We start from the raw sequence: 25,575 nt of genomic DNA, 5'->3' as shown, positions 1-25,575 counted from the left end.
AATTACACGAATGTGTAATTCCATGCTTCATTTCCATGATTCTCCAATATATGATTTGTTCATATTGCCCATTTTTTATATAATTTAGAGAAATAGGCACAGTTCAGCATGACATTCGTCACATTAAGGAGTGAAATGCATGGGATTCTTCCGAAACTGGAAACCTTTACTGGAAACGGATATTAAACAAATCGATCGGAATGAGCGCCTCAATCTTGACCCGCTCTTAATCAATCAATATCCGGACGCGGTCTACGTGCTTGATAGTGAAATGAATTTAATTGATTCGAATGAGAAGCTATCCCTTTTATTCCAGGGAAAGGAGAGCCGTTTTTTGTGTCCAGACGCTTGGATGAGTAAAGTGGAGACCGAACGTGTCGCTCTGTTTCATCAACGGGCACTTCAAGGTGAAACTGTCCATTACGAACTAAAAGCCGTCAATACGGATCAAAAACATATCTACCTGTCTGTGACGAATACGCCACTCTATACGGGACAACATATCACCGGTGTCTGTGGAATTATAAAAGATTTGACGACACAGACGGAATTACGCGAACAATATAATCGCATGGTTGTCAGTCGGTCGTTATTTGAGCGCATTCCGGGTCTGATTTTGATTGAGTTAGATCTTGAAACCGGAGAGTTTTACCACTCTCCACAGACTGGAAAATTGCTTGGCTTGTCTCAACGACAGCTCGACAAGATGGAACGGGAGCATTTTCGTAATTTAATTCATGAAGATGACCGTGACACGTTTGCGGCGGCCGTCAATCGATTGATTCAAAATCCGAACGAGTTTGAATATGAGACGCAGTTGCGTGCTTTCAATCCCATGAAGAAACGATGTTTGAATTTGATTGTAAAAGTCGGAGTGTCGAAAAATCGAAAAACCATCACATGGGCGATGTTTGACATCACTAATTTGACTAATGCGGAGGCAAAACTGACCGAAGAGCGTTCGAAAGTTAAACAGTTGTGTGAGATTGTCGATTCGGTAATTTTTGAGCGGTATTTCGAATCTAAGCAGTTCAAGTTTTTGACGCCCGGCTTTGCGCATGTGTTTGGCTACACGGAAGAGCAGTTCAATTCAAACCCGAACTACTGGCAACAAGTCGTCGTACCGGACGACATTCCAAAAATTCACCAGGCGCGAGAAGTGACGCTAAGTGGGAAGACTACGACATTCTCTTATCGGATTTTCGCTAAAGGGGAAGTGAAATGGATTGAAGAAAATCGAGAACCGATTTTCTCGGAATCTGGACAAGTCATTGGTTTACGGACGCTCGTCAAAGACATCACGCAGTTGAAAGAACAGCAAGATGAAATCTATCGACTTGCTTTACTCGATCCCATCACCAACATGCCAAACCGAGAGTCGATTACAGAGACTGTGTATGATTTGACGCAACAGCGCGAACCATTTACGTTGTTCTCGCTATCCTTTAATCGAATCTCAGAAATTAATCACACGTTCGGTTATGAGCTAGGGGATGAGTGGCGGGTTGTGACGGTCAATCGTTTGATTCGGTTATTACCTGAAGACGCGGTGCTTGGTCATCTAGATGCAGATAATGTGTTGATTGTCTTGCCGCGTCTTATGGAAGATACAGACGTACTTGCACTTGGGAAAGAGCTCGATACGCTTTCCACGCATCGTTTCCGTGTCGGTGTCTATGACTTGTTTGCCCGGATCTCGATTGGGGTGAGCCGTTATCCGGACGACGGCTCACAAGCAAGCGAGTTGATTCAACGTGCCTGTGTCGCCATGAACCGTGCCGATAAAAAGGTGGGGAGCCAGCTTGAACTGTACTCGTCGCAGATGGACATCGAATCGCTGAAACGCTATGAGTTGCTCCGTGATATGCGGAGCGCCCTCGAGACCGAACAGTTTTTCTTGATGTATCAACCGAAGGTGGACGTGTGGACGGGACAAATCGTCGGAGCCGAGGCGCTCATGCGTTGGACACATCCGACATGGGGATCAATCTCACCGGCTGAGTTCATTCCGCTCGCCGAGGAGAGCAGTCTTCACCTCGACTTGACGAACTGGTTGATTGAAGAAGTGTGCCGCTATGTAATGACCCTCCCGAACAAAATACCAATTTCGATTAACGTGTCGGCCAAGTATTTGTATCAAGAGCAGTTCGAACGTGTCCTCGAAGAGGCAATGAAGCGCTATGAAGTGCCGGTAAATTTTTTAGAAGTGGAAATCTCGGAGACGTCACTGTTAGAGGATGCCCAACAGATCACACAAGCGTTCGAACGATTGAATGAACTCGGCATCCCGATTGCGTTCGATGATTTCGGGAAAGGCTATTCTTCTCTTGCCTACTTGCAAGCATATAGCGCTCAAACGATTAAAATTGATCGGGTCTTTGCCCATCACGTCAGTCAAAATCGGAAAGCGCAAGGCATCGTTCGCAGTCTGCTCGTCATTGCCGAGGAGTTCGGGATGGACGTCGTTGTCGAAGGGGTCGAGTTGATGGAAGATCTACTATGCCTGCGAAAATTTGGATGTCAGATTATCCAAGGTTTTATTTTCAGTCGACCACTTAAGGGGACAGACTTTGAAGGAGCACTTGCGTCAGGAGCATTGACGCCGATGGAAGAACCGATCGAGATCATTCAATCATCGAACCATTTCATTCACGCGGGCATTACCATCACACGTCTGAGGGGGCAAAACGTTGAGGTAGGCACATCGCCAATCCTCATCATGCGGCATGACAATCAGGTCATTTCGTTTTACGGGTCAATTCGGCTCCCGGTTGACAGTGATTTAGGTTTGGTCATCTTGTTGAACGATGACAAAGAACCGTTTCCAATCCGCGTGAATCATTCAACTGAACTCGCCAACGGCCTGTATCAGTATGAGTCAACTTATGAACCGACAGTCGAACTTGAGAAGCGTTTGACCGCTTCAGAGAGTGAAAAACCGCGCGGATTCACGATTCAACAAGCAAAAGATTTGGTTGATCAAACCGACTGAAGGTGAGCCGGCAACGGTTCACCTTTTTTTGTACGCTAAAAGTAGAAACCCGTAGCAATTTTCTCTAAGATGGAAGGGACAGAATGAAAGAGGAGATACATGAAATGGATATACAGGCAGCCCGACACTTTTTCTCGCAACTAGAAGGTGATTATACGAACCGGCTCAACGAGATTGCAGAAGCAATCGAACGTACGGGAACGTATACGCTCACGACCGAAGAGTTGACGGAAGGCGCGAAACTCGCCTGGCGCAACTCGAACCGATGCATCGGTCGTCTGTTTTGGCAGACGCTCACCGTCCGGGATGCCCGGGGCGTGACGACGTTCGATGAGGTATTCGAGGCACTCGTCAGTCATTTACGTTACGCGACGAACGGTGGAAAAATTCGTTCGACGATGACCGTGCTCCCGAACGAGTTTCGGCTCTTGAACGCCCAACTCGTCCGGTATGCGGCATATGAGACCGAAGCCGGCATCGTTGGTGACCCGCTGTCGTTGTCAATCACGAGACAAGCCGAGCGGCTCGGCTGGATCGGGAGCGGAACCGCGTTTGACGTTTTGCCGCTTTTGATCACCGACGGGCGTGAGGTCCGACTGTATGAACTGCCGGACGATGCGGTGCTCGAAGTCGAAATCCGGCATGAGGCGTATGACTTGTTCGACGGACGAACGGTCAAATGGCACGCCGTCCCAGCCATCGCCGATATGGAACTCGAGATCGGTGGTTTACGCTTCACGTCGGTCCCGTTCAACGGTTGGTATATGGAGACCGAGATTGGGGCACGCAACTTGGCCGATACGGACCGCTATCATCTATTGCCACTCGTCGGCAAGTCGCTCGGGCTCGATACATCGAAAGAACGGACGCTTTGGCGAGACCGGGCCCTCGTCGAATTGAACATCGCTGTCTTGCAGTCGTTCGAACGGGCAGGCGTGACGATTGTCGACCATCACACGGCGGCGAAACAGTTCAAGCGATTCGAAAAAAACGAGCATGACGCCGGGCGTGACGTGACCGGTCAATGGAGCTGGCTCATCCCGCCGATGTCACCTGCCGCGACGCACGTGTTCCATCAACAGTACAATGACGAAATTGTGACGCCGAACTTGTTCTCGCGTTCAGGTTGTCCGTTTTCTGCGTTTCAAGCGAAGGCAAAAGAGGAATCTAAAGCCTAGACCCGAAATGAGAGGATGATGAACGTGGCAGTCCCAATCTGGAAACGCGCCGTAGCCAGTCAAATTGACCAATTCATTTTTCAGACCCCTGCGAAACTCGTCGAGAAGACGATTCGGAAGAAATTATTTCCTGGAAAAGACGTGAAACGGTACTACTTGCCGACACTCGTGACAATCGCCGGGGAAGTGTATTTCTTGCTTAACAAAAATGGGCAGACGATCGGTGACCAAGTCGTCGGTATCAAAGTCGTCAGCCAAGACGGACGCCCGCTCTCGCTCGAACAAGTCATGAAGCGGACGCTGTATAAAGACGTCGTCTATCCGGCGACACTTGGACTACCGCTCTTAAAGGCGCTCCAACAAATCAAGGCTGGCAAAGAGACAGAATTGCCGCACGATGAATTTGCCCATACCAAACTGATTTCGACACGATGAGTCGAAGGCTGAGACAGAGCGACGACGCGTCGCCCTGTCTTTTTTTACGAGAATCGGTCGGAAAGGAACGAATCCGAAAAATGAGGTATAATGAAAAAGGAAAAAATTGAACGATTAACGGAGGACTTTTGTTATGACCAAAATCGCATGGATTACCGATAGTATGGCCAATTTCTCGAAAGAAGAGGCGGCCCGTCTCGGTGTCGATATCGTCCCGATTCAATTGATCGTCGACGGTAGCGGTTACAGCGAAGTCGACTTGTCACTCGAGGATTTGCACCGCTACATGATTGACCAAAAGAAAGAAGCGAAGACGTCACAGCCAATCTTCGGTGACTTCATTGCCCGCTATGAACGGTTGAAAGAAGAAGGGTACGACTGCGCCATCGCCGTCCATTGCTCGAACGGCTTGAGCTCGACGGTGAAAAACTCGAGCGCGGCTGCTGAAGCGGCTGGCTTCAAAGTGTACACGGTCGACTCGCACGCGGCGCTCGAAGCGCAGCAAGAGCTCGTCCGTCTCGGACTCGCCGCCGAAGCTGAAGGTAAATCGGTCGAAGAAATCGTCGCCTTGCTCGAAGCATGGCGCGACAAAAAGAATTTCTTCATGATTATCGGCAACATGGAAACGATGCGCCGCGGTGGTCGCGTCTCGTCAGGCGAGATGTTCCTTGCCAATATCTTGAACATCAAACCGATTATCACGCTCGATGAGACGGGGAAAGTCATCCCGTTCAAAAAAGCACGGTCGCTCAAGAAGGCGTACGCTGAGATGGTGACCGAGCTCGAACGTCGCCACGCTGCGAATGGGATTCACAACAACCGCGTCTTCGTCCAGACGGCGCTCGCCCCAGAGATGCAAGACAATCTCGTCGCGCTCATCCAAGCGAAATTGCCAGAGATTGAAGTCGTCAAGACACGTTTCTGTCCGTCGATTGCGGTCCATGCCGGCTTTGAGACGGTCGGGGTGCTCTGGCTCGACGCTTAACTAGAACAGGAGGAAGTCTGATGGAAGCTGTCACCACACTTTCGGCATTACAAGACCGGATTGCGGGCTCGGATCAATTGCTCGTCTACGTCTCGCATCCGACCTGTAGCGTCTGCCACTCGCTGAAACCACAAGTCGAGGAGATGTTGACGGAGTTCCCCGATATCGAGGCGGTCGCGGTCGATTCGGACGAGGTGCCAGAAATTGCCGGCGCCTACTCGATTTTCACGGTGCCTGTCGTCCTGTTTTTCCTTGACGGCAGAGAAACGCTTCGACGGGCCAGGTTCGTCCCAATCGGGGAGCTGGCCCATCAACTTGAGCGTCTCCAAGCGATGCGCGGCTGAATCCACAGACATACGTCTGTGGATTTTTTTTTGGTTGTTCGCGTCTGTGACGGGGAATGAGAAGAGTAGCTGCGTCACTTGTTTGAACGAAGAAATGGGGAAACGTTGATGCAAATCATACGACACCCGGAATGGGTGGACACGAAGCTCACGCTTCATCTCGTGTCGCAAATTCTTGGGAAAATCAAACTTGGCCTGGCCCCTCAAGAACCACAGTGGGCCCACGTCACATTGCCGCTCACGGTGAACGGATTTTCGACCGGGCCGCTTTGGAACGGAGAGACGTTGTTCGAGGTGGACATCGATGTCGCGGCTGGGATTATCACGGTGCAAGTCGAGTCAAATCGAACGATGTTTCCACTCGAGGACGGGAAATCGCTCAAAACGTACTACACAGAAATCATCGGTACGCTTCAGGCGTCCGGCGTTCGACTCACGCTCAATCCGAAGACGCAGGAGATGCGAGAACTGCGATACTTGGACCGGGATGAGGCGCCGCTCGCATACGATGCCGATGCCGCGCAGAAAGGGGTGCGTTTGTTCCAATACGCCGCGCGGGAACAAGCGGCGTTTCTCGCCCCGCTCCGATGCCGGAAAGTAAAACCGGCCTTGTTTTGGGGCACGTTCGACGTTTCGTCGATGATCGTCTACGGGAAGTCCGAGCCGTTCCCGGAAGATAAACTGATCGAGAAGGCGGCGTTCGATGAGCACATGATCGAGTTCGGCTTTTGGCTCGGCGACGAGTCCGTCGACGTGCCAATGTTCTTCATCTTGCCGTATCCGTTCCAATACACCGAGCTCGGCTCGGAACGGATTCAACCAGCGGACGCCTACTATGACGCCAAGATGAGCGAATGTTTCTTGTCGATTGAAAAAATTGGTCGGTCGGGTGACGTCCAAGCGTTCTTTCGGACGTCGTTCGACCTGTTGAGTGGACAGCTCGGATGGGAAGGGTGTGAGCATTATTTCTTGCCGCTTCATATACCGCCGCAAGCAAAACAAGAGCCCACAGACGAAAGTCTGTGAGCTCTTGTTTTATTCTGCTGCGACTTGCGGCACGAGGTAAATCAAGCCGAACGGGTTATGGAGCAAGTTGTCGATTGACGTCCGCTCGTCTTCGCCCATCTCGACCGTGAACGTCTTCCCGTCCTCGAACGTGAAGCTGTCCCCGTCTCCGAACATCGATCCACCCGAGATGAGATGGAAGTTGAACGAATGGACGACGTGAATCGCGTCTTCGATCTCGAGCGTGGCCGGTACGGCGACGTCGGCGTGGCCGAACGCTTTCATGCCCCATGAGACGTAGGCATCTTCTTCTTCCGTGATGGCCGTCAGGAGCGAATAGTCGAGGGCGAGATCTTCTTCTTTCGACTCCTGCCATTCGTCTTTCGAATAGGCGACACCAGCCGTCTCGACCATGACGCCGAGTCCGCCGGCGTTCAAGATGGCGTTGGCCGCCCGACGCGCCGCCGCGATGTCCGTCACGTCATTGACGTCGACGATCAAATAGACGATGTGCGTATGGCGGGCGAGTCCTTTCGCGATTTTCGGCGTAAAGCCACCCGAGCTGGCATGGATCATCGCCTCGGCGAGGGCTGGGTCGCGCTCGACGACTTCGACCGTGAACGCTTTCCCGGTCTCGTCTTCTAACAGCAACAGGCCGGCCATCGTGTAGCCTTCACTATGTAAACTGATTTGTTCGCTGACTGCCTCGGCCGATGACCAGTTTCCTGGGATCGCGAGCAATACTTGTGTACGGTTCATAAGAATCATCCTCTTCTTCTAATAGTCAGGCCCCTCACAGGGAGAGGCCCGGTCTCTTCTCTTATTATGCCCTATTTGGCGACAAATTATTCTTGATACGTCTTTAATACTTCTTGAAGCGGGATTAGATCGATTTTGCGGCGGCTGATGAACGTGCTTGCGAAGAAGAGGAGCGTCACCGCGCCGAGCGTATATAGCAGATAAATCCACTCGAACTCGAGCGGCAAGACGAGGCCGTAGTCTTCCGCAAATACGATAAGGATGACCCGCAAGATGACGAGTGCGATTGGCACGCTGAGCAGTGCCGAGATGAGCGCATACATGAAGTAGCTATTGAGAATCATCGAACGGACCTCGCGCCGGTCGTACCCTATCACTTTCAAGAGCGAGATGACGTAATAATTTTTTTCGACGGTGAGCGCGGTCAAGACGAATAGGATACTAAAGGCGATCAAGGCAGACCCGCCAATCATGACGTTCATCATCAAGTTCATGTACTCATTGATGGACTGGGATTGCTCAATCAGGCCACTTCGTGAGATGACCGTCGGATAGTCCGTCGCGTTCGGCCGATCGGTCGCATAAATCCCGTTGAACAACTCGCGTGTCGTCCCATCCGATAAACGTTCGCTTAGCGTCGCTCGAGGCAGGTAGACGACGTCACCCGTATACTCGTCGGCGATGCCACGGATTGGGTACGATAACGTCTCGTTGTCGAGTTCGATGTCAATCGTGTCCCCGGTCTCGAGGCCGAGCTTCAAGGCGAGCGAGGCGTTCACGATGACCTCGTCGGAGGCGGGCGTCAAATCATCCCCATCCGCGTCGGTGAGGCGATAGAGTGTATTCGTGTCATCGAGTCCTTTCAACGTGACGAGTTTGTCTTCGACGAACGCGAACGGGTAGGTGAGGAACGGTTCTTGTCCGTCCTCGAGCGCCGGTTGCGCCGTCGTGTACGCTTCATATTCATAGTCGGCCTCATTCAACTCGCCGACCGTCATTCGGTCGACGGCCCCGTTCATCATGAGGGCGAAGACGATGAGGAGCGTCGAGAACAGGATACCGAAAAAGAAGATGATGAAGCTACCCGTGCTTTTGACGGCGTATAAATATTTGAATTTTGTTTTGCCTCGCGCGTTCCGGAGCAGACGGCTGATGATGCGACTGAGCCGGTTGAGCGAGACGTTGTCTCGAGGGGACAGCAAAGCGAGCGCACTCTCGCCCATGAGTTTATAGATGACAGCTCCCGCGACAAGTGCGAAGAAGAGGAGCGGGGCGAAGACGGCCGTCAAGAAGACGAGTGGGCTTTGGGCGATCGTGATCGACGGCAACAGATAGAAGTCGAGATATAGATTTTTGAGCGGTTCGGCGAAGTAGAGGCCGAGGAAGTAGCCGATGACGAGCATGAGCGTCGCAAACAACAAGATGAAGACTAGATACGGTAGGGCGATTTGGCGGCGGTTATAGCCGATTGCTTTCAAGAGGCCGATTTGGCCGCGCTCGGCCTCGAGCATGTTCGAAATCAGGATGGCGACGATGATGACGGCGATCGAGACGATGAACAGGCTCAAGCCGAGCGCCATCGCTTTGCCGGACGAGATTTCGCTATAAATAGCACCGCTACGCATGATGTTCTCCGTCTCCATGATCGAGATGACGAACGGGAGCTCGACGTCCGTCACGACCGTGCCGTCAGTGACACCGGCGAGCCGGAACGACTCTGTACCGACCACGTCGTCGTAAGCGGCGTCCGTCATCAAAAGAAGCGTCTGCGTGCCGGGGTCTAAGTTAAAGAAGTTCTCATCAAATAGCGGGAGCGTATAGTCAGGGAACAAGACGAACCCGCTCACCGTGAACGGTGTGCCGAGGTTGATCGTATCACCGACCTCAATCCCGTTCTTCTCGGCGTATTTCGCATTGATGGCGACCTCATCGTCTCGTTCAGGGCGTTGGCCCGCTTCGAGATACGAGACGTTAATCGTGTCCGTTTCTTTCAAGACGAGTCCGCGGTGTTCGCTCGAGCCGAACGGATAGTTGATCAACTTCGAGGCGCGCAGTTCGAACGTCGCGTCGTCCATCTCGCCCTCGACGGCGTCGATACGTGCCGCCATCACGTCATCAAATGCTGCCTCGTCGACACGCTGCAAGTCCGCAAGCGTGTAGCGGCCGGAAGCGATGAAGTTTGCCAACTCCGGCAGGGCAGCTTCTTCTTCCGTGACCCGGTTCAGCATCTCGACGGCGAAGTCTTCTTGGTTTGACGATGCAAGATACTCCTCGGTCGGTACCTCGATCCCGCTAATGCCGTAAAACATCATCGTGTATGTGAGCGAACTCATGACGATGATGACGGCGATGGCGAGGAGTTGCATCCATTTGCCAGTGAGCGTTTTCCACACGTTTTTATATAACATCTGTCTCACCCCCAATGGATGTCGCAAGCGGCTTTTCGGACCGGGTTATGCGTGTCCTCCACAATTCGGCCCGAGTTCATTTTGATGACGTCGTCGGCCATCTCGCTGATACCTGTGTTATGGGTGATGACGACGACCGTCTTGTTGTATGTCTCGTTCAAGCGCTCGAGCAGTTCGAGCACACGCTTTGAATTGTCCTCATCGAGCGATCCCGTCGGTTCGTCGCAAAAGATGATGGACGGATTTTTGGCGAGACTCCGGGCGACTGAGACGCGTTGTTGCTCGCCGCCCGACAATTGGTATGGATATTTGTCGCGGGCAGCCGCTAACCCGACTTGATTTAATAATTCCTCGATCGGGAGTGGGTCGGTCGATAAATCGGCCCCGATTTGAACGTTCTCATAGACGGTCAAGTTTTGGAGTAGATTATATTGTTGAAAGATGAAGCCGAGATGTTCGCGTCGAAACGCTGTCATCTGTTCGGACGATAAGTCCGTCAAGACGGTATCACCGAACGTGATTGTCCCGGATGTCACCGTGTCAAGTCCGCTGATGACATTCAACAGCGTGCTCTTGCCGCTGCCGCTCGGGCCGAGGATGACGACGAACGCCCCGTCATGGATTGTCAACTCGATGTCTTTCAGTGCCGTAGTCTCGATATCCCCGGTCTTATAGATTTTATTGACATGCTTGATGTGAATCATGCCGATTCCCCCTTTTGTCCGATATTGTCTTTTACCCGTTTTGAGCACATCGGGTAGGGGAATATGTGAAACTTCATAGGATTTCATTTTTGAAAAAATAGTGAAACCGTTTCACCTGTGATAAAATAATACTACCAGGTACTAATTCAGATTGAAGGAGAGCTAACACATGAAAATTGCTTATATTACGGACAGTACGGTCGTCCTTCCTGATTCGATTCAGAACCACCCGGACATCCACATCGTTCCTCTCTATGTCGTAAAAGGGGACCAACCGTATAAAGACGGAGTCGAAGTCGATGCCAAGACTGTATACGAATGGATTGACGCAGGTGAACGCGTTTCGACGAGCCAACCGGCCATCGGCGACTTCGTCACCTTGTATGAGGGGATCAAAGATCAATATGACATGGGCATCGCCGTCCACTTGTCGTCTGACTTGAGCGGTACGTATTCAGCATCGGTCCAAGGCGCAGAGATCGCCGAGTTCAAACTGCTCGCCATCGACTCACGGGCCGGCATCTATACGATGGGGCTCATGCTCGAAGAGTTGATTGAACGCGTCGAGCGTGGCGATGCTCTCGAGGACGTCGAGGCCTATATGAAACAACGAGTCGAGGACGTTCACATCGAATTGATTTTGCAAAACTTGACGCAAATGCAAAAAGGCGGGCGCATCTCGAAATCGAAAGCGCTCATCGGCAATATGTTGCAGTTGAAACCGGTGCTCCGCTTCGAGGATGGGCTCATCGTTCCATATCAGACGGTCCGGACGTATAAGAAGGCGCAAGCCCAGCTGTTCGAAGCGCTCCGTCAAGCGATCGATTCGGGCGAGTGCACGGATGTCTCGATTTTCCACGGGAACGTGCCAGAGTTGGCCGAGTCGTGGAAACGTGAACTCGGCGACAAAGCTAACATTCGGGTCGACACACTCGCACCGCTCCTCGGGGCCCACACGGGGTCAGGCTCAGTCGGTTTTTCGTTCTTAAAAGCAAAGTGATAACGGGATCGTGACGAGAGTTGCGGTCTTTTTTTATTGTCACAACTTTCAAACAACGGCTGGAATCTTCAACCAAAACCATTCATACTATGTAAGAATGACAATGAAAAGGGGGGAAGACGATGCGATTTCGGAAGTACCTCATCAGAAGCTGGTTCTCGTGGTCGCTCGTCTCCATGGGAATCGTCGCCTACATGTGGCACGGTATCGGTACGTTTGATTGGTCGTTGTTTTGGTTCATCTTCACACTCGGCGCCCTGTTCGTCATGAATCCGCTCAGGCGGCGGCACTTGCATTTCACGTTCCATGAGATGTTCGTCTTCATGACGTTTTTCCTATACGGCTTGCTCCCTGCTTTGTTGATGGGACAGCTCCTATTACTCACGTTCCAGGCCAGGACGTTCACGAACAAAGTCGGACGCCGGCGCTTTTTGCATTTCTATCCGCTCAATACGTTAATCGAAGTGATGCTGCTCGTCTTGCCTGGGCTCGTCTATTTGCGTCTCGGCGGACAGATTGGGTCGAACGTCCATTTGCTTGAACAGGGGACGGCGCTACTCGGCTTCTTTGCCGTCTTGTTCCTCGTCCTCGGATTCAGCTTCCTTCTTTCACGGTTCTTGATCGGGGAACGAATCCCGCTGCCGATCATGTGGCGTCTACTCCGTTTCGATTGGCTCGTCATTTCACTCGAGCTGTTGTTTACGATGGTTGCCATCGAGGCTTTTCAACTGTTCGGTTATACAGGATTGATGGCGACGTTCCTCATCCTGTCGCTCCTTAAGATGGGGTTGTCGAAAGCGACGGAGAACGAGGAGACGCAGTCGAAAGTCGATCAAGTCGAACGGTTGAAAGAACAGCTTTACCGAGTCGACGACGAGCAGCTACTCGTCGAGAAATTTTGGAACGGGCTCCGGGAAGTCGTTGAACTCGAACGCGGCTGGCTTCAAGTGAATCGGGACGGGCACCGGACGTTTTACGATATTAGCGGCCGCACGTCCACTCCCGTCGCCGACGCCTATACAGTCGAACGTCACCGTGATGCGGAAGAACCATACTTTGTGTATGATTCGCTCCATGAATGGCATCCCGACCTGCAAGCGCACCAAACCGAACTCCATCATTCGGCACTCGTCATCCAACCGGTGTCAAGCACGACGAACGCGGTCAGTTGCATGATCTCGACGACGGCAAACGGGGCTTATGACGGCGCCATCGCCGTCGAGATTCATCGTCTATTAAAGACGTTGTCATGGTCAATCGAACGGATTGATGAGCGAAACCGGCTCCAACATGAGAGTTTGACCGACCCGATGACCGGTCTCCCGAATCAGCGGGCACTCAAGCGCTGGACGAAAGAACGACTGAATGATGTCGGGTCGTATCCGTTGTCGGTGTTCTTGGTCGACCTCGACCACTTCAAGGCGATTAACGACACGTATGGCCACGCATTCGGCGATGAGGTATTGATTGAGGCAGGGGCATTGTTTACACGTCTCATCCGTAGGCGGGACCTCGTCACGCGATACGGGGGTGAGGAGTTCGTCTTCGTCTTTCCACGTATGGATGAGGCCGCTGCCATCGTGACGGGTGAGAAAATTCGCCAAGCGCTCCGCGCCCATCCGTTCGGCTCTGAAAGAATTCGCGTCCAAGTGACGGCGAGTATCGGCATCGAGACGATTCACGAGTACGAGGACCTCGACACGTTGCTCCGCCACGCCGACCGGGCCATGTACGTCGGGGCGAAATTTAACGGACGGGACCGTGTCGCCCATTACCGCGACACGTCGACGGAACGGATTCAATAATGATGAAGGAGAACACCGGCCCATCGGTGTTCTCCTTTGTGTCTGATCAATATGAACGATGCTTGGGCCGGTGTCCTCCGTTCCTGGGGCGCTGCGGAATGCCTCCGCAGCGCGTGCAACGCTTTACGGGGTCATCCTTGCATCGCTCCCCTAGGAGTTCGGGCACCGGCCGAGGCATCGTTGAACGGATGTTGAATCGAATTCGATTCGCTCGTTCCTCGGCGCCCCGACTCTTGCAGGACAGCAATCCGACGGAGACCCAGCAGCGTAAGCGATGCGGCTCCGAGATTGCCTGCAGAAAGCGTGGGCGCCGAAAGGACGAGCGACAACGGTACACCTACAAAATAAAGGAGGACACCGGATACCCGGCGTCCTCCTTATGAATGAAAGATTATAATTTCTGATTGAAGATGTCTGACTCGACCGCGTGAATCGCAGCCGACCATGAACCGTACCGATGCAGGATGGCTTTCGTGGACGGTTTATTGTTCCGTTTTGCCCATTCGCGATACGCTTCGAAGGAAAGAGAGAAGCCCATCTCGTGAATCGCTTCACGGAGAGCGTTCGAGAGCTCGGATTTTGAATAGGTCACACTCGCTTCAAGTCCGGCTTCGGCACAGGCATCATGCCACGAGCCGAACGTCTTGACGATATGGTAATGGCTCGGTGCTTTCGGATGAAGCTTGCGCCATTCCTGATACTTTTTGAGCGTGATGATCGATCCCATATCACGCGAGTAGAGCGCGAGCGTCTCGATGATGTCTTCGCGCGTATACTTCGGCATCTTATCCGGGAGGTCAACGGTCGCCTCTCCATGCCATTCGTAGCCGGCGATGGCGAGCGCCTCGGCCCATGACCCAAACTGTCGGATAATCGACTCGGGAGATGGCCAGCTTTGTTCCATCGCGAAACGACGATACACAGAGCGACGTGGACGTTCCTTCAGCAAGTCGCCGAGTAGACGGATACAGTGAATCATCCTCTGTTGCTCGGTAGACAAGTGGTGGGATTTAGTGGATAGCGTTTGACTCAATGATGGTTCCTCCTTCCATGGACTCATATCTGAACCGACAAAGATGACGAAATTGCTTCTACAATCATACTATCGGACAGTTTTTACATTTTATAAGTGCATTTTTCAAGTTTTTCATACCAATTTTGAAACTGGATAGGTCTAAGGTCTAGTATGAAATTAGAAAAAATGGTAACAGTTCTATTACAAATTTAATATTAAATGGGTTCAATTGTAAACAAAAAGTTTTATGGTGGCGGAAATGTCATATTCTGTACGAAAAAGTACCCAACTGGCCAATGGGGTCATCACCGTTGCACCAGTTGAGTACTCTTCTATAATAAATTTAATTTTCAGACTAATCAATGAAAGTTTTGAAAATAACGAATTTTTTTTGAAAGGCTGGTCAGTGAAACAGGCGGTCTGCTAAAATAATGGAATTGATGGTAAAAAGAAAAGAGGATATTACGATATGACAATATGGTTATTCTATCTACTGCTCGGTTTGATTCAAGGCTTCACAGAGCCGATCCCGATTTCGTCGAGCGGACACTTGGTCATCTTCCAAGAGCTGTTTGATATCGAGTTGCCGGGACTCTCATTCGAGATTTTCGTGAACTTTGCCTCACTCCTCGCCGTCTTGACGATTTATCGGAAAGACGTCGTCCGTCTCATTGTGAGTCTGTGGGTGTTCTTATTTAAGAAAGATCGCAGCGACGAGACGATGATTGACGTCAAGTTCATCGGGCTCTTACTCGTCGCGACCGTCCCGGCCGGTTTGCTCGGCGTCTTGTTCGGTGATTGGATTGGGGAGACGCTCGGCGGTGTCGCCACGGTCGGCTATACACTCATCTTGACCGGACTTGCGCTCTGGTTCATCCGCAATATGCGTGGAAACAAAGGGGACGGTGGCATCACGCTCCGGGACGCCATTTTGATCGGTCTGGCCCAAGCGGTCGCGCTCATCCCGGGGATCAGCCGCTCCGGCGCCACGATCGTCATGGCGATGCTCCTCGGCATCAAGCAAGAGTCGGCCCTCCGCTTCTCGTTCTTCCTCTTCATCCCGGTCAGTCTCGGGACGATGATTTTAGATGGACCGGCCTTGTTCACCAATCCGGAGACGCGTGAATTGTTCGGACCGCTCATCTTGGCGTTCATCGCCTCGTATGCGCTCACGGCGATCTCGCTCAAATGGTTCCAACACATTATGGCAAAAGGCGAGCTCAAATATTTCTCGTTCTATTGCTGGATCGTTGGACTCCTCGTCGTCCTATTCTTGGCTTGATTCAGACAGGCGCTGCTCACTCGAGCGGCGCTTTTTTGCGCATTTCATTTTGCTATCGATTGCATTTTGCGCTAAAGTGGAATCGTACAAACAAATATTCCTTCGGGGTCGGGTGAAAGTCCCAACCGGCGGTGATGGGCGCGAGCCTTAAGTCCGTGACCCGGGCGCACGTGTGCGAACGGTGGATCTAGTGCGATTCTAGAGCCGACAGTATAGTCTGGATGGGAGAAGGAAACAACACAGGTCCATGCGACCTGTAGTTCGTCGTACGTTTTTCTGTAAAGAAAACGCTTATTTGGCTTGCCCAAATGACGACGAGCGACTCCCACCGAGACCTTGAGGATGATTCCTTAAGGTCTTTTTGTTTGTACGAAACAAGGAGGGAGATTATGCAACAGTACATGCAACAAGCCATCCAATTGGCCAAGTCCGCCTCATCGACCGGCGTCAATCCGCGTGTCGGAGCCGTCGTCGTCAAGGACGGTCGCATCGTCGGTTTCGGGGCTCACCTGAAGGCAGGCGAAGCCCATGCCGAAGTCCATGCCATTCGCATGGCCGGGGCTGCCGCGTACGGTGCGACGATGTACGTCACGCTCGAACCGTGTTCGCATTACGGTAAGACGCCGCCATGTGCCGATTTGTTGATTGAGTCGGGTATCAAGCGTGTCGTCATCGCGATGGAAGACCCGAATCCACTCGTCGCAGGAAAAGGAATCGCCCGCTTGAAGGCGGCCGGAATTGACGTCGAAGTCGGTCTGTTCGAAAGTGAAGCCCAGGCGCTCAACGTGGCGTTCTTGCGTTCGCTCCAGACGAAGCGGCCGTACGTCATCTTGAAGACGGCGACGAGCCTCGACGGCAAAATCGCCCTCGACACCGGGGAGAGCAAATGGGTGACCGGGACGGAAGCGAGACGGGACGTCCATGCACTCCGGGCGACGGTCGATGCGGTGTTGACCGGTGTCGGCACTGTCCTTGCCGACGATCCAGGCTTGAATGTCCGGCTCGACCATGAGACGACACAACCGCTCCGGATCGTGCTCGACCGTGACTTACGGACGCCGCTCTCGAGCCAGCTCGTCCGGACGGCGAACGACATCCCGGTGCTTCTGTACACGACGTCGGACGATCAAGCGAAACGTGACGCGCTAGAGGCATATGGCGTCGAAATCGCAGACTACACCTCGCTCGAAGCGGTCTTACAAGACGTCTACACACACGGTATCGGTCGTCTGCTCATCGAAGCAGGACCGACGCTCGTCACATCGTTCCTTGACGGACGATTCGTCGATGAGTGGGTCATGTACCAATCACCCCGCGTGTTCGGCGGCAAGGGCGGGTTTTATCGCTCGCATCATGACGGGCCGCTCGAGACGATTGAACGGTTCGACGTCCGGTCGGTCGAGACGCTTGGGACCGACATCAAACTGATTATGCGAAAGGAGGAGTCCGATGTTCACGGGAATCGTTGAAGAAATCGGCAGTGTGAAGGCAGTGAAACGGAACGGTCCGTCACTCCGGCTCACGCTGAGCGGGAAGGTCGTATTAGAAGACGTGAAGCTCGGGGACAGTATTTCTGTCAACGGGATCTGTCTCACCGTGACGACGTTTGATCGCGACAGCTTCTCGGTCGACGTGATGCCAGAGACGCTCAAAGCGTCGAGTCTGGATGGCGTCCGCCCTGGTACACGCGTCAACTTGGAGCGGGCGATGCCGGCAAACGGACGCTTCGGCGGTCATTTCGTCTCGGGTCACGTCGACGGCATCGGTCGCATCGTCAAAAAACGGTCGCTCGCGAACGCTGTCTATGTCGACATCAGCTGCGAGCCGTCGCTCCTCCGGTATATCGTCCCGAAAGGATCGATCTCGGTCGATGGGACGAGCTTGACAGTGTTTGATGTGACCGAGCGCGGCTTCACGTTGTCGCTCATCCCGCATACGTACAGTGAGACGGTGCTCGGGATGAAACAGGCAGGAGACGCGGTCAATTTGGAATGTGACATGTTGGCTAAATATATGGAAAAACTCGTAAATCAAAAACCGATGACGCTTGAATCACTGGCGTCACAAGGGTATGGAAAGGCGGGATGGTAATGTTCCACACGATTAAAGAAGCCGTCGAAGACTTGTTGATGGGACGACCGATTATCGTCGTCGATGATGAGGACCGGGAGAATGAGGGGGACTTCGTCGTCCTGGCTGATCGAATGACAGCGGAGACGATGAACTTCCTCATCACGGAAGGAAAAGGGCTCGTCTGTGCCGCCTTGGCTGAAGAAGTGGCCGTTCGGCTTGATTTACAGCCGATGGTCGCGAACAGCACCGATCCGCACGGGACGGCGTTCACGGTCAGCGTCGATCACGTTGATTCGACGACGGGCATCTCGGCAAGTGAACGGGCCCATACGGTCCGCGAACTCGCGAATAGAAACGCCCGTCCGGCCGACTTTCAGCGTCCGGGCCATATCTTCCCGCTTATCGCCAAAAAAGGCGGCGTCTCGGTACGACGCGGGCATACGGAAGCGTCGGTCGACTTGGCGAGACTTGCTGGTAGTGAACCGGTCGCGGTCATCTGTGAAATCATCCGTCCGGACGGCGAGATGGCCCGAGTACCGGACCTCGAACGCGTCGCGGAAGAACACCATCTGAAGTTCATCACGATCGAGGCGCTCGTCCGCTATATGGAGACGGAACTCGTGAGTCGAGAGGCGGACGTATCGCTCCCCTCGGTGAAAGGGGACTTCCGACTAATCGGATATCGGAACGTCCTCGACCGGGAAGAACACGTCGCATTACTGAAAGGTGAGCTCGAACATGCGCCGCTCGTCCGGATCCATTCGGAGTGTCTGACAGGCGATGTGTTCGGCTCCTATCGTTGCGATTGTGGACCCCAACTCGATACGGCGATGGCGAAATTGGAAGCCGAAGGCGGTGTCATTTTGTATATGAGACAAGAAGGGCGCGGCATCGGTCTCCTCAACAAGTTAAAGGCGTACGAACTACAAGAACAAGGGCTAGATACGGTCGAGGCGAACATTGCGCTCGGTCTGCATGCCGATTTACGCGATTACCGGGTCAGCGCGGCGATGTTGCGTGACCTCGGGATCTCGAGCGTCCGTCTCATGACGAACAACCCGGAAAAAGTCGACGCCTTGGAAGCGTGCGGGGTTACGGTCATCGAACGTGTCCCGATTATCGTCGGTGCCCATGCGGCCAATGAGAAGTACCGAATGACGAAACAACAAAAAATGAACCATTTTGGAGGAGAAGAATAATGTTGCAATCATTTGAAGGAAACTTAGTAGGAAAAGGCTTGAAAGTCGGAATCGTCGTCGGGCGGTTCAATGATCTCATCACGATGCGCTTACTAGATGGAGCGAAAGACGCACTCAAGCGTCACGGCGTCGAACAAGACGACGTCGAACTCGCATTCGTCCCAGGCGCGTTCGAGCTTCCACTCGTCGCGAAGAAAATGGCGATGAGCAAGAAATACGACGCTGTCATCACACTAGGCGCCGTCATCCGCGGAGCGACGCCGCACTTCGACTATGTCTGTAGCGAAGCGGCGAAAGGTGTCGCCCAAGCGAGCTATCAATCGGAAGTGCCGGTCATCTTCGGTGTCTTGACGACCGAGACGATTGAGCAGGCAATTGAGCGCGCCGGTACGAAAGCCGGAAATAAAGGGTGGGAAGCAGCGACGGCGGCCATCGAGATGGCCAACTTGATGAAACAATTTTAAAAAAGAGCGACTATCGCTCCTCAGGCTGTTGAAGAACCAAGTCGCATATCGCAATTTGGTTCTTCTTTTTTATGTGTGCGAAGGGATTGGGGCGCTCTGTCCGACATAAACATAAAGAAATGCTATGGAGACGGTCGTGTCAAGATGATCGATGAACGCTTCCCGTCATTTGCCCGCCATCGAACGTGAAGCGAAGTCCGAGAAGTTTGTTTTTAGTTATTTATACCTAGTTAAAAATAGTTAAAAAGACTCAAAAATCCTGTTGGATAACCGATACTTATATATATGAGAATGATGGAGGGATTTGGATGAGGCACGTCATCATGGCACTGGAAAATGAGTTACGGAAGCAAGAAGAATTGCATCATTTGGTGTCTTTGTTACTCAATCGTTTTTTAACTACATCGTTGGACGATTTCTCGGAGCGGGTGAATCATTCTTTGGAAGAACTAGGACGTTACTTTCAAGCGGATCGGGTGTATGTATTTGATTATGATTTCGAAAAGAAACTTTGTCACAATACATTTGAATGGTGTGCACCAGGTGTCTCGTCCGAGTTGGATAATTTACAGAACGTCCCATTAGATGCGCTTCCTGAATGGGTGAATACCCATATGAAAGGCGAATCGATGTACATTCCTCAAGTCCAAGCATTACCCGTTGAAAGTGGGATCCGGCAAATTCTCGAGCCTCAACAGGTTCAAAGTCTTCTCGCCGTTCCGATGATGAGCGGGAATCACTGTCATGGTTTCGTTGGATTCGATTCAGTCATGCAAGAACGGACGTATTCGAAACATGAGCAAAACGTTCTAAAAGATTTTAGTAATGCACTTCTAGGTGCAGTCGAACGTCACCGGGTTGAAGCGCAACGTGAAATGATTCACCAGCAATTGATTGTCGCGAAACAAGAAGCGGAACGGGCCAACATTGCCAAAAGTGAATTTCTCTCCAACATGAGCCATGAAATTCGAACACCGTTAAATGTGATTCTTGGATTTTCCCATTTACTCAAACAAGAAGGATTAGATCAAAAAAATAAGCGACGTGTCGAAGATATTCTCCAAAATGGCGAACATTTATTGATGCTCATTAATGAAATTTTAGATATGTCGAAAATCGAATCGGGATATGTACAGATCGTGAAACAAACCATCTCACTTCCTGTCGTGGTCGAGGATCTGTATCGTATGTTCGAAATGATGGCGCATCAAAAAGGAATCGAGCTATTGGTTGAAGTCGACCAACATGTTCCGAATCAAGTCGTGAGTGACCCGACGAAAGTGAAACAAATCTTAATCAATCTCATTCATAATGCATTGAAGTTTACGGACCGAGGAAGAATCCGAATCAAGGTCTCGGCTTCCGCCAGTCAACTTTGTTTCATCATCACAGATACCGGTCGCGGAATCGAAGGGCAAGAACTGGAGCTCCTGTTCGAACCGTTTTATCAAAAGAAGTATACCGACCAACAGCAGGGAACTGGGTTAGGGCTTCCCATCAGCAAACAATACGCCACATTACTCGGAGGCGATCTTCAAGTGGAGAGTAGCGTTGGACATGGTAGTCGGTTTACATTCACGCTCCCGCTCGAACAGAATGAGAGAGTAGAGACCGCCAATTCAGAGTCAGAGACATGGACGGACGTTCGATTTTCAAACATGCACGTCCTAGTCGTCGAGGATACGCCAGCCCAACAAGATATTTTACAAGAACTACTCGAAGCGGTTGGCTGCAGAGTCAGTTTAACTTCCTTAGGCAACGTTGCGCTCGAAAAAGTTCGAACAGAACGCTACGATATGATCTTATTGGACGTCCGGTTGCCTGATTTAGATGGAATCGAAGTGGCCACTCGACTCAAATCGCATGCGAGTTGTCCACCAATCATTATCATATCGGCCAACGCGTTCGACGAAGATCGCCAAAAAGCCTTTGCGTCAGGCGCAAGTGCGTTTGTCTCGAAGCCATTTCATCCAAACCAATTGTTCGAGGTCATGGGTCGGCACAGAAATACCATCATCGTGGATTCACAAGCGATGTTGTCCGACGTGTACATAGCCATTCAAGAAGGGGATGTGGAAACGATTGAACACTTGGTGAGCGGTTACCGGATAGAGACACCTCATTTACAACCGATATGGGAAGCGATTGATCAATTTGATTACGAGCTCGCAAATCGTCTGCTTCATCGAGCGTTGAGGGGGGAAGCGGATGTGTGAAGCCAAAAAACGAATCGTGTTTGTGGTCGATGACACACCTGCCAACTTACGGCTGTTATACGACATTTTACATCAGGCCGATTACCACGTGCGTGTTTACCCGAACGGTAAATTGATGTTACAGGCGATGGAGCGAGTGCAACCCGACTTGATTTTATTGGACATCATGATGCCTGACATGGACGGATATGAAGTTTGTGAGATTCTTCGGAGACGATATAATCCAAATATCCCTGTCATCTTTCTAAGTGCGCTGACCGAGTCGTATGATAAAGTGCGTGCGTTTGAAGTGGGAGGGCAAGATTACATTACGAAACCCATTCACCCAGAAGAAGTATTGCTACGTCTGAACGCTCAATTAAAACATGTGAATGAACGCGAACGATTCTCGTACAATCTAGAAGAAAAAGACAAACAGTTACACGAGTATCAGGAGGGGCTAGTCAAGACGTTGCTCCGCTTATCTGGTTTGCGCGATAACGATACCGGTAATCATATTGAAAGAGTACAAGCGCTCGCGACAAGTTTGGCGGAGCTTCTTCTAACGGAATCGAGTGCACACGTTAATCCAATGTTCGTCGAAGCGATTCGCTTGGCAGCACCGCTACATGACATTGGAAAGATTACCGTCCCGGATTCAATCTTGTTAAAACAAGGTAGGCTTACTGAAGAGGAATGGCAACTTATGAAAGAACATGTTCGAGTCGGGGGCGAAGTGCTTGGAGAGCTCCATCGGCAATTTCCGGAAAATTCCTTTATCCAGATGGCGATGGACATCGCGCTCTATCATCACGAGAGATGGGATGGGCAAGGTTATGTCCATGGTCTATCTGAAGAAGCAATTCCGCTTGCGGCGCGAATTGTGAGCATCGTCGATGTATATGATGCGTTACGAACTATGCGGCCATATAAACCCGCTTATTCACATGTGGAGACACTGAAAATCATGGGTCAAATGGAAGGTGCGTTCGATCCTCACTTGTTCAATCTGTTTTTGAGTCACGATTTGCTTTTCTCCACTGTGTTTGATTCCATTTACGAGGCGGGACAGGTAGAGCGTAACGCTCAGATTCCGTTTACCATTTGATCGAGGCAAGAAGCGCGACCGCTTTGTCCTTCATAGATCCGCTATTCCAGACAAAAGCCCGGCTCGCATGAGCCGGGCTTTTAGATTAGAACGTCTCAGACGTCGTTTTCGCTTGCATGTGAAGCTGGATGTAATCCGGTCCGCCTGCTTTTGAGTCTGTTCCTGACATGTTGAACCCGCCGAACGGCTGGTAGCCGACGATGGCGCCTGTGCAACCACGGTTGAAATACAAGTTCCCGACGTGGAAGTTCTGACGCGCGTACTCTTGGTTCGAGCGGTCACGCGTGAGGACGGCACCCGTCAAGCCGTATTCCGTATTGTTGGCGATGTCGATTGCTTCTTTGAAGTCTTTCGCTTTCGTGAAGGCGACGATCGGTCCAAAGATTTCTTCTTGCATGAGACGTGCTTTCGGTGCGACGTCAGCGACAACTGTCGGCTCGATGAAGTAGCCTGTCGAGTCGTCCGCTTTTCCGCCGGCGACAATCTTGCCTTCTTCTTTGGCGACGTCGAAGTACGACGTGATCTTTTTGAACGCGGCTGCATCGATGACCGGACCCATGAAGTGTTCGTTCTTCTCCGTGTTACCGACCGAAAGTTCGTTCGTCAATTCGACGACGCGGTCGAGCACCGTGTCATACACGCTGTCGACGATGACGGCGCGCGAACAGGCCGAACATTTTTGACCTGAGAAACCGAACGCTGATTTGACGATCGATTGGGCCGCGAGTTCGAGGTCAGCTGATTCGTCGACGACGATCGTGTCTTTTCCACCCATCTCAGCGATGACGCGTTTGAGCCAGATTTGGCCGTCGTTCAATTTCGAGGCGCGTTCGTTGATGCGCAAGCCCACGTCACGTGAACCCGTGAAGCTGATGAAGCGTGTCTTCGGATGGTCGACGAGGTAGTCACCGACTTCAGCGCCCGGTCCTGGGATGAAGTTGAGGACACCTTTCGGAAGGCCTGCCTCTTCCATGACCTCGACGAATTTCGCAGCGACGATCGGTGTCGTCGATGCTGGTTTCAAGAGGATCGTGTTACCGGCGACGATGGCCGCGACGGCCGTCCCTGCCATGATCGCGAACGGGAAGTTCCATGGGCTGATGACGATCCCGACCCCGAGTGGGATATAGTCATAGCGGTTGTATTCGCCCGGACGGCTCTCGACTTTTTTACCTGGTTTGAGCTCGAGCATTTGACGTGCATAGTATTCCATGAAGTCGATCGCTTCTGCTGTATCCGCGTCCGCTTCGTTCCACGGCTTGCCTGCCTCTTTGACGAGGTAAGCCGAGAACTCGTGCTTACGCTTACGGACGATATTCGCCGCTTTGAACAAGACGTCGGCACGGACGGCTGGATCGACGTGGCGCCATGAGTCGAACGCTGTGAGCGCTTCTTGCATTGCGCGCTCCGCGAGCTCTTGGTTCGCTTTCGAGACATGACCGATGACTTCTTCTTTATGGGCTGGGTTATAAGACGTGATTTTGCCTTCCGTCGTAACTTTTTCCCCACCGATTACGAGCGGATAGTCTTTCCCGAGCTCACCGTTCACTTTCTCGATCGCCGCTTGGATGGCTGCGGCGTTCTCTTTGTTTGTAAAGTCTGTGAATGGTTCATGTTTGTATGGAATCATTCTCGTTCCCCCTTAAAAAGTGATCAAGCAGTTAAGCGCTTACGTCTGTATTGTATCGAAAATCTTGGTGAAATCCTAGTGAAACAATTTTCCAGAAAAGCGTGTCGTTTTCGCTCGAAATCGAGTCGTGGTAGGATGAGGGTACAGGACGTCTTGTGAAGGGAATGATTCGATGAACAAATGGATGATGCCGCTCGCGCTGACCGTGTTGCTCGCGGGATGCGGGACGGCGGACGAAGCGCCGACGGAAGAGACCGCTGAAGTGATGAAAGCGCCGCTTCCGGAAGCGGTCGAGACGGTGTATGCATCGTATCAACAAGCACTCGAAGACGGGGACGCAGCCGCACTTAACGCAATCGATTATGCGGGCGAGTTGACCGAGATCCCGGCGACGGGCGCGAAGACGCGTGAGCTCACACCGGGCGACGTATATGAAAGCTGGGTAAACGAAGATGGGGATGTCGCGTTCATCGTCCACGAGATGGAAGACGCGGACGGCAATGAACTGCCGAACCGCCTCTCGAAAGTCGCCATCAAAGAAGATGATGCGTGGAAACTCGTCGTCACGCCAGCCTTGCTCCCGGCTGACCTGATTGGTGAGGTCGGCGACATGTTGACGGGCATCGAGGCGAGCGAGTACGGGGTGAATGCGGAAGCGAACGCCCGTCTCGCCGATGTGCCAGAAGATGAGGCCGGTCCGATTTACGACCGAGTGAACGCCCAAACCGACTATGTGGCGCTCGAGGCCGACAATAACGTCTTCTTGCTCATGGCCGAGACACTCACCGTATCGGAGAACCAAGACACGATGGCCGACTATTTCGAAGCATACCGCACGTGGTACACCGACAATGAGGCGGCACTCCAAAAAGCTGCCGCGACGGAAGACCCGGTCGAGTATCTCGAAGTGCTCGAACCGCTCAAACAAAAATTAGAACAAGCGATCGACGGCTATGACGAGAACCTCGTCGACCCGTCGTTCGGATAAGGAGGA

At 52.0% G+C, this 25,575-nt stretch carries 22 protein-coding genes and 1 riboswitch; of the genes, 16 read left to right on the top strand and 6 right to left on the bottom strand.

What is annotated here, in order from left to right; genetic code table 11:
* Positions 1–139 precede the first annotated feature (139 nt).
* The 6 genes from EVJ33_RS06415 (at position 140) to EVJ33_RS06390 (ending at position 6,960) form a co-directional block, all read left to right on the top strand.
* Entirely contained in the window at positions 140–2,992 is a 2,853-nt protein-coding gene (locus tag EVJ33_RS06415) for an EAL domain-containing protein (RefSeq protein ID WP_131435517.1), read from the top strand.
* Positions 2,993–3,096: 104 nt separating this feature from the next.
* A complete protein-coding gene (locus tag EVJ33_RS06410; RefSeq protein ID WP_201739671.1) occupies positions 3,097–4,170 on the top strand; it encodes a nitric oxide synthase oxygenase in 1,074 nt (357 codons plus the stop codon).
* An 18-nt stretch (positions 4,171–4,188) separates the two neighbouring features.
* Entirely contained in the window at positions 4,189–4,605 is a 417-nt protein-coding gene (locus tag EVJ33_RS06405; protein ID WP_236634551.1) for an RDD family protein, read from the top strand.
* 133 nt (positions 4,606–4,738) lie between these two features.
* Positions 4,739–5,590 (top strand): DegV family protein, encoded by an 852-nt coding sequence (locus EVJ33_RS06400; RefSeq protein ID WP_131435513.1) that lies wholly within the window; start codon positions 4,739–4,741, stop codon positions 5,588–5,590.
* Between the two features lie 20 nt (positions 5,591–5,610).
* Positions 5,611–5,934: a thioredoxin family protein gene (locus EVJ33_RS06395; protein ID WP_131435511.1), complete on the top strand. Its 324-nt coding sequence runs from the start codon at positions 5,611–5,613 to the stop codon at positions 5,932–5,934.
* A gap of 108 nt (positions 5,935–6,042) precedes the next feature.
* On the top strand, positions 6,043–6,960 hold the full coding sequence (locus EVJ33_RS06390; protein WP_131435509.1) for a DUF5996 family protein: 918 nt from the start codon (positions 6,043–6,045) through the stop codon (positions 6,958–6,960).
* Positions 6,961–6,969: 9 nt separating this feature from the next.
* Here the strand turns inward: EVJ33_RS06390 and EVJ33_RS06385 are convergent, their stop codons facing one another.
* From EVJ33_RS06385 to EVJ33_RS06375, 3 genes are all read right to left on the bottom strand, one after another.
* Complete coding sequence (locus EVJ33_RS06385) at positions 6,970–7,698, bottom strand: DUF4261 domain-containing protein (RefSeq protein WP_236634550.1); 729 nt, start codon at positions 7,696–7,698, stop codon at positions 6,970–6,972.
* 86 nt (positions 7,699–7,784) lie between these two features.
* Complete coding sequence (locus tag EVJ33_RS06380; RefSeq protein WP_131435505.1) at positions 7,785–10,106, bottom strand: ABC transporter permease; 2,322 nt, start codon at positions 10,104–10,106, stop codon at positions 7,785–7,787.
* A gap of 5 nt (positions 10,107–10,111) precedes the next feature.
* Complete coding sequence (locus tag EVJ33_RS06375) at positions 10,112–10,810, bottom strand: ABC transporter ATP-binding protein (protein ID WP_131435503.1); 699 nt, start codon at positions 10,808–10,810, stop codon at positions 10,112–10,114.
* A 169-nt stretch (positions 10,811–10,979) separates the two neighbouring features.
* On the opposite strand from EVJ33_RS06375, the gene EVJ33_RS06370 reads away from it, so the two are divergent.
* Together EVJ33_RS06370 and EVJ33_RS06365 are read left to right on the top strand one after the other, a co-directional pair.
* Entirely contained in the window at positions 10,980–11,810 is an 831-nt protein-coding gene (locus EVJ33_RS06370; RefSeq protein WP_131435501.1) for a DegV family protein, read from the top strand.
* Between the two features lie 122 nt (positions 11,811–11,932).
* Positions 11,933–13,615 carry a GGDEF domain-containing protein gene (locus EVJ33_RS06365; RefSeq protein WP_131435499.1) on the top strand — a complete coding sequence of 561 codons (1,683 nt, stop codon included), beginning with the start codon at positions 11,933–11,935 and terminating at the stop codon, positions 13,613–13,615.
* A gap of 131 nt (positions 13,616–13,746) precedes the next feature.
* On the opposite strand, the gene EVJ33_RS06360 is transcribed toward EVJ33_RS06365, so the two are convergent.
* A complete protein-coding gene (locus EVJ33_RS06360; protein WP_131435497.1) occupies positions 13,747–13,944 on the bottom strand; it encodes a hypothetical protein in 198 nt (65 codons plus the stop codon).
* Between the two features lie 62 nt (positions 13,945–14,006).
* Entirely contained in the window at positions 14,007–14,648 is a 642-nt protein-coding gene (locus EVJ33_RS06355; RefSeq protein ID WP_236634549.1) for a homing endonuclease associated repeat-containing protein, read from the bottom strand.
* A gap of 451 nt (positions 14,649–15,099) precedes the next feature.
* Here EVJ33_RS06355 and EVJ33_RS06350 point away from each other — a divergent pair, with 451 nt between their 5' ends.
* The 7 genes from EVJ33_RS06350 to EVJ33_RS06320 all read left to right on the top strand — a co-directional run bounded on the left by EVJ33_RS06350 (position 15,100) and on the right by EVJ33_RS06320 (position 22,951).
* Entirely contained in the window at positions 15,100–15,912 is an 813-nt protein-coding gene (locus EVJ33_RS06350) for an undecaprenyl-diphosphate phosphatase (protein WP_131435493.1), read from the top strand.
* Between the two features lie 94 nt (positions 15,913–16,006).
* Positions 16,007–16,149: riboswitch (FMN riboswitch) on the top strand.
* A 152-nt stretch (positions 16,150–16,301) separates the two neighbouring features.
* Positions 16,302–17,381 (top strand): bifunctional diaminohydroxyphosphoribosylaminopyrimidine deaminase/5-amino-6-(5-phosphoribosylamino)uracil reductase RibD, encoded by a 1,080-nt coding sequence (gene ribD, locus EVJ33_RS06345; protein ID WP_131435491.1) that lies wholly within the window; start codon positions 16,302–16,304, stop codon positions 17,379–17,381.
* Positions 17,362–18,003 (top strand): riboflavin synthase, encoded by a 642-nt coding sequence (gene ribE / locus EVJ33_RS06340; RefSeq protein WP_131435489.1) that lies wholly within the window; start codon positions 17,362–17,364, stop codon positions 18,001–18,003. Before ribD ends, ribE begins: the two co-directional genes overlap by 20 nt.
* On the top strand, positions 18,003–19,184 hold the full coding sequence (gene ribA, locus EVJ33_RS06335) for a GTP cyclohydrolase II (RefSeq protein WP_131435487.1): 1,182 nt from the start codon (positions 18,003–18,005) through the stop codon (positions 19,182–19,184). The genes ribE and ribA overlap by 1 nt, the downstream gene beginning before the upstream one ends.
* A complete protein-coding gene (gene ribH / locus EVJ33_RS06330) occupies positions 19,184–19,648 on the top strand; it encodes a 6,7-dimethyl-8-ribityllumazine synthase (protein ID WP_131435485.1) in 465 nt (154 codons plus the stop codon). Before ribA ends, ribH begins: the two co-directional genes overlap by 1 nt.
* Before the next feature lie 308 nt (positions 19,649–19,956).
* Complete coding sequence (locus EVJ33_RS06325) at positions 19,957–21,864, top strand: GAF domain-containing hybrid sensor histidine kinase/response regulator (RefSeq protein ID WP_131435483.1); 1,908 nt, start codon at positions 19,957–19,959, stop codon at positions 21,862–21,864.
* A complete protein-coding gene (locus EVJ33_RS06320; RefSeq protein ID WP_131435481.1) occupies positions 21,857–22,951 on the top strand; it encodes an HD-GYP domain-containing protein in 1,095 nt (364 codons plus the stop codon). Before EVJ33_RS06325 ends, EVJ33_RS06320 begins: the two co-directional genes overlap by 8 nt.
* Before the next feature lie 85 nt (positions 22,952–23,036).
* Here EVJ33_RS06320 and pruA read toward each other — a convergent pair whose 3' ends face one another.
* Positions 23,037–24,581, bottom strand: a complete 1,545-nt coding sequence (gene pruA, locus EVJ33_RS06315; RefSeq protein WP_131435479.1) for an L-glutamate gamma-semialdehyde dehydrogenase — start codon at positions 24,579–24,581, stop codon at positions 23,037–23,039.
* Between the two features lie 172 nt (positions 24,582–24,753).
* Between pruA and EVJ33_RS06310 the strand changes: the two genes are divergently transcribed.
* Positions 24,754–25,569 (top strand): nuclear transport factor 2 family protein, encoded by an 816-nt coding sequence (locus EVJ33_RS06310; protein WP_131435477.1) that lies wholly within the window; start codon positions 24,754–24,756, stop codon positions 25,567–25,569.
* Positions 25,570–25,575 lie beyond the last annotated feature (6 nt).

Source organism: Exiguobacterium sp. SL-10, assembly GCF_004337025.1.
Taxonomy (GTDB): Bacteria; Bacillota; Bacilli; order Exiguobacteriales; family Exiguobacteriaceae; genus Exiguobacterium.
This window is presented reverse-complemented; position numbering and strand designations above follow the sequence as displayed.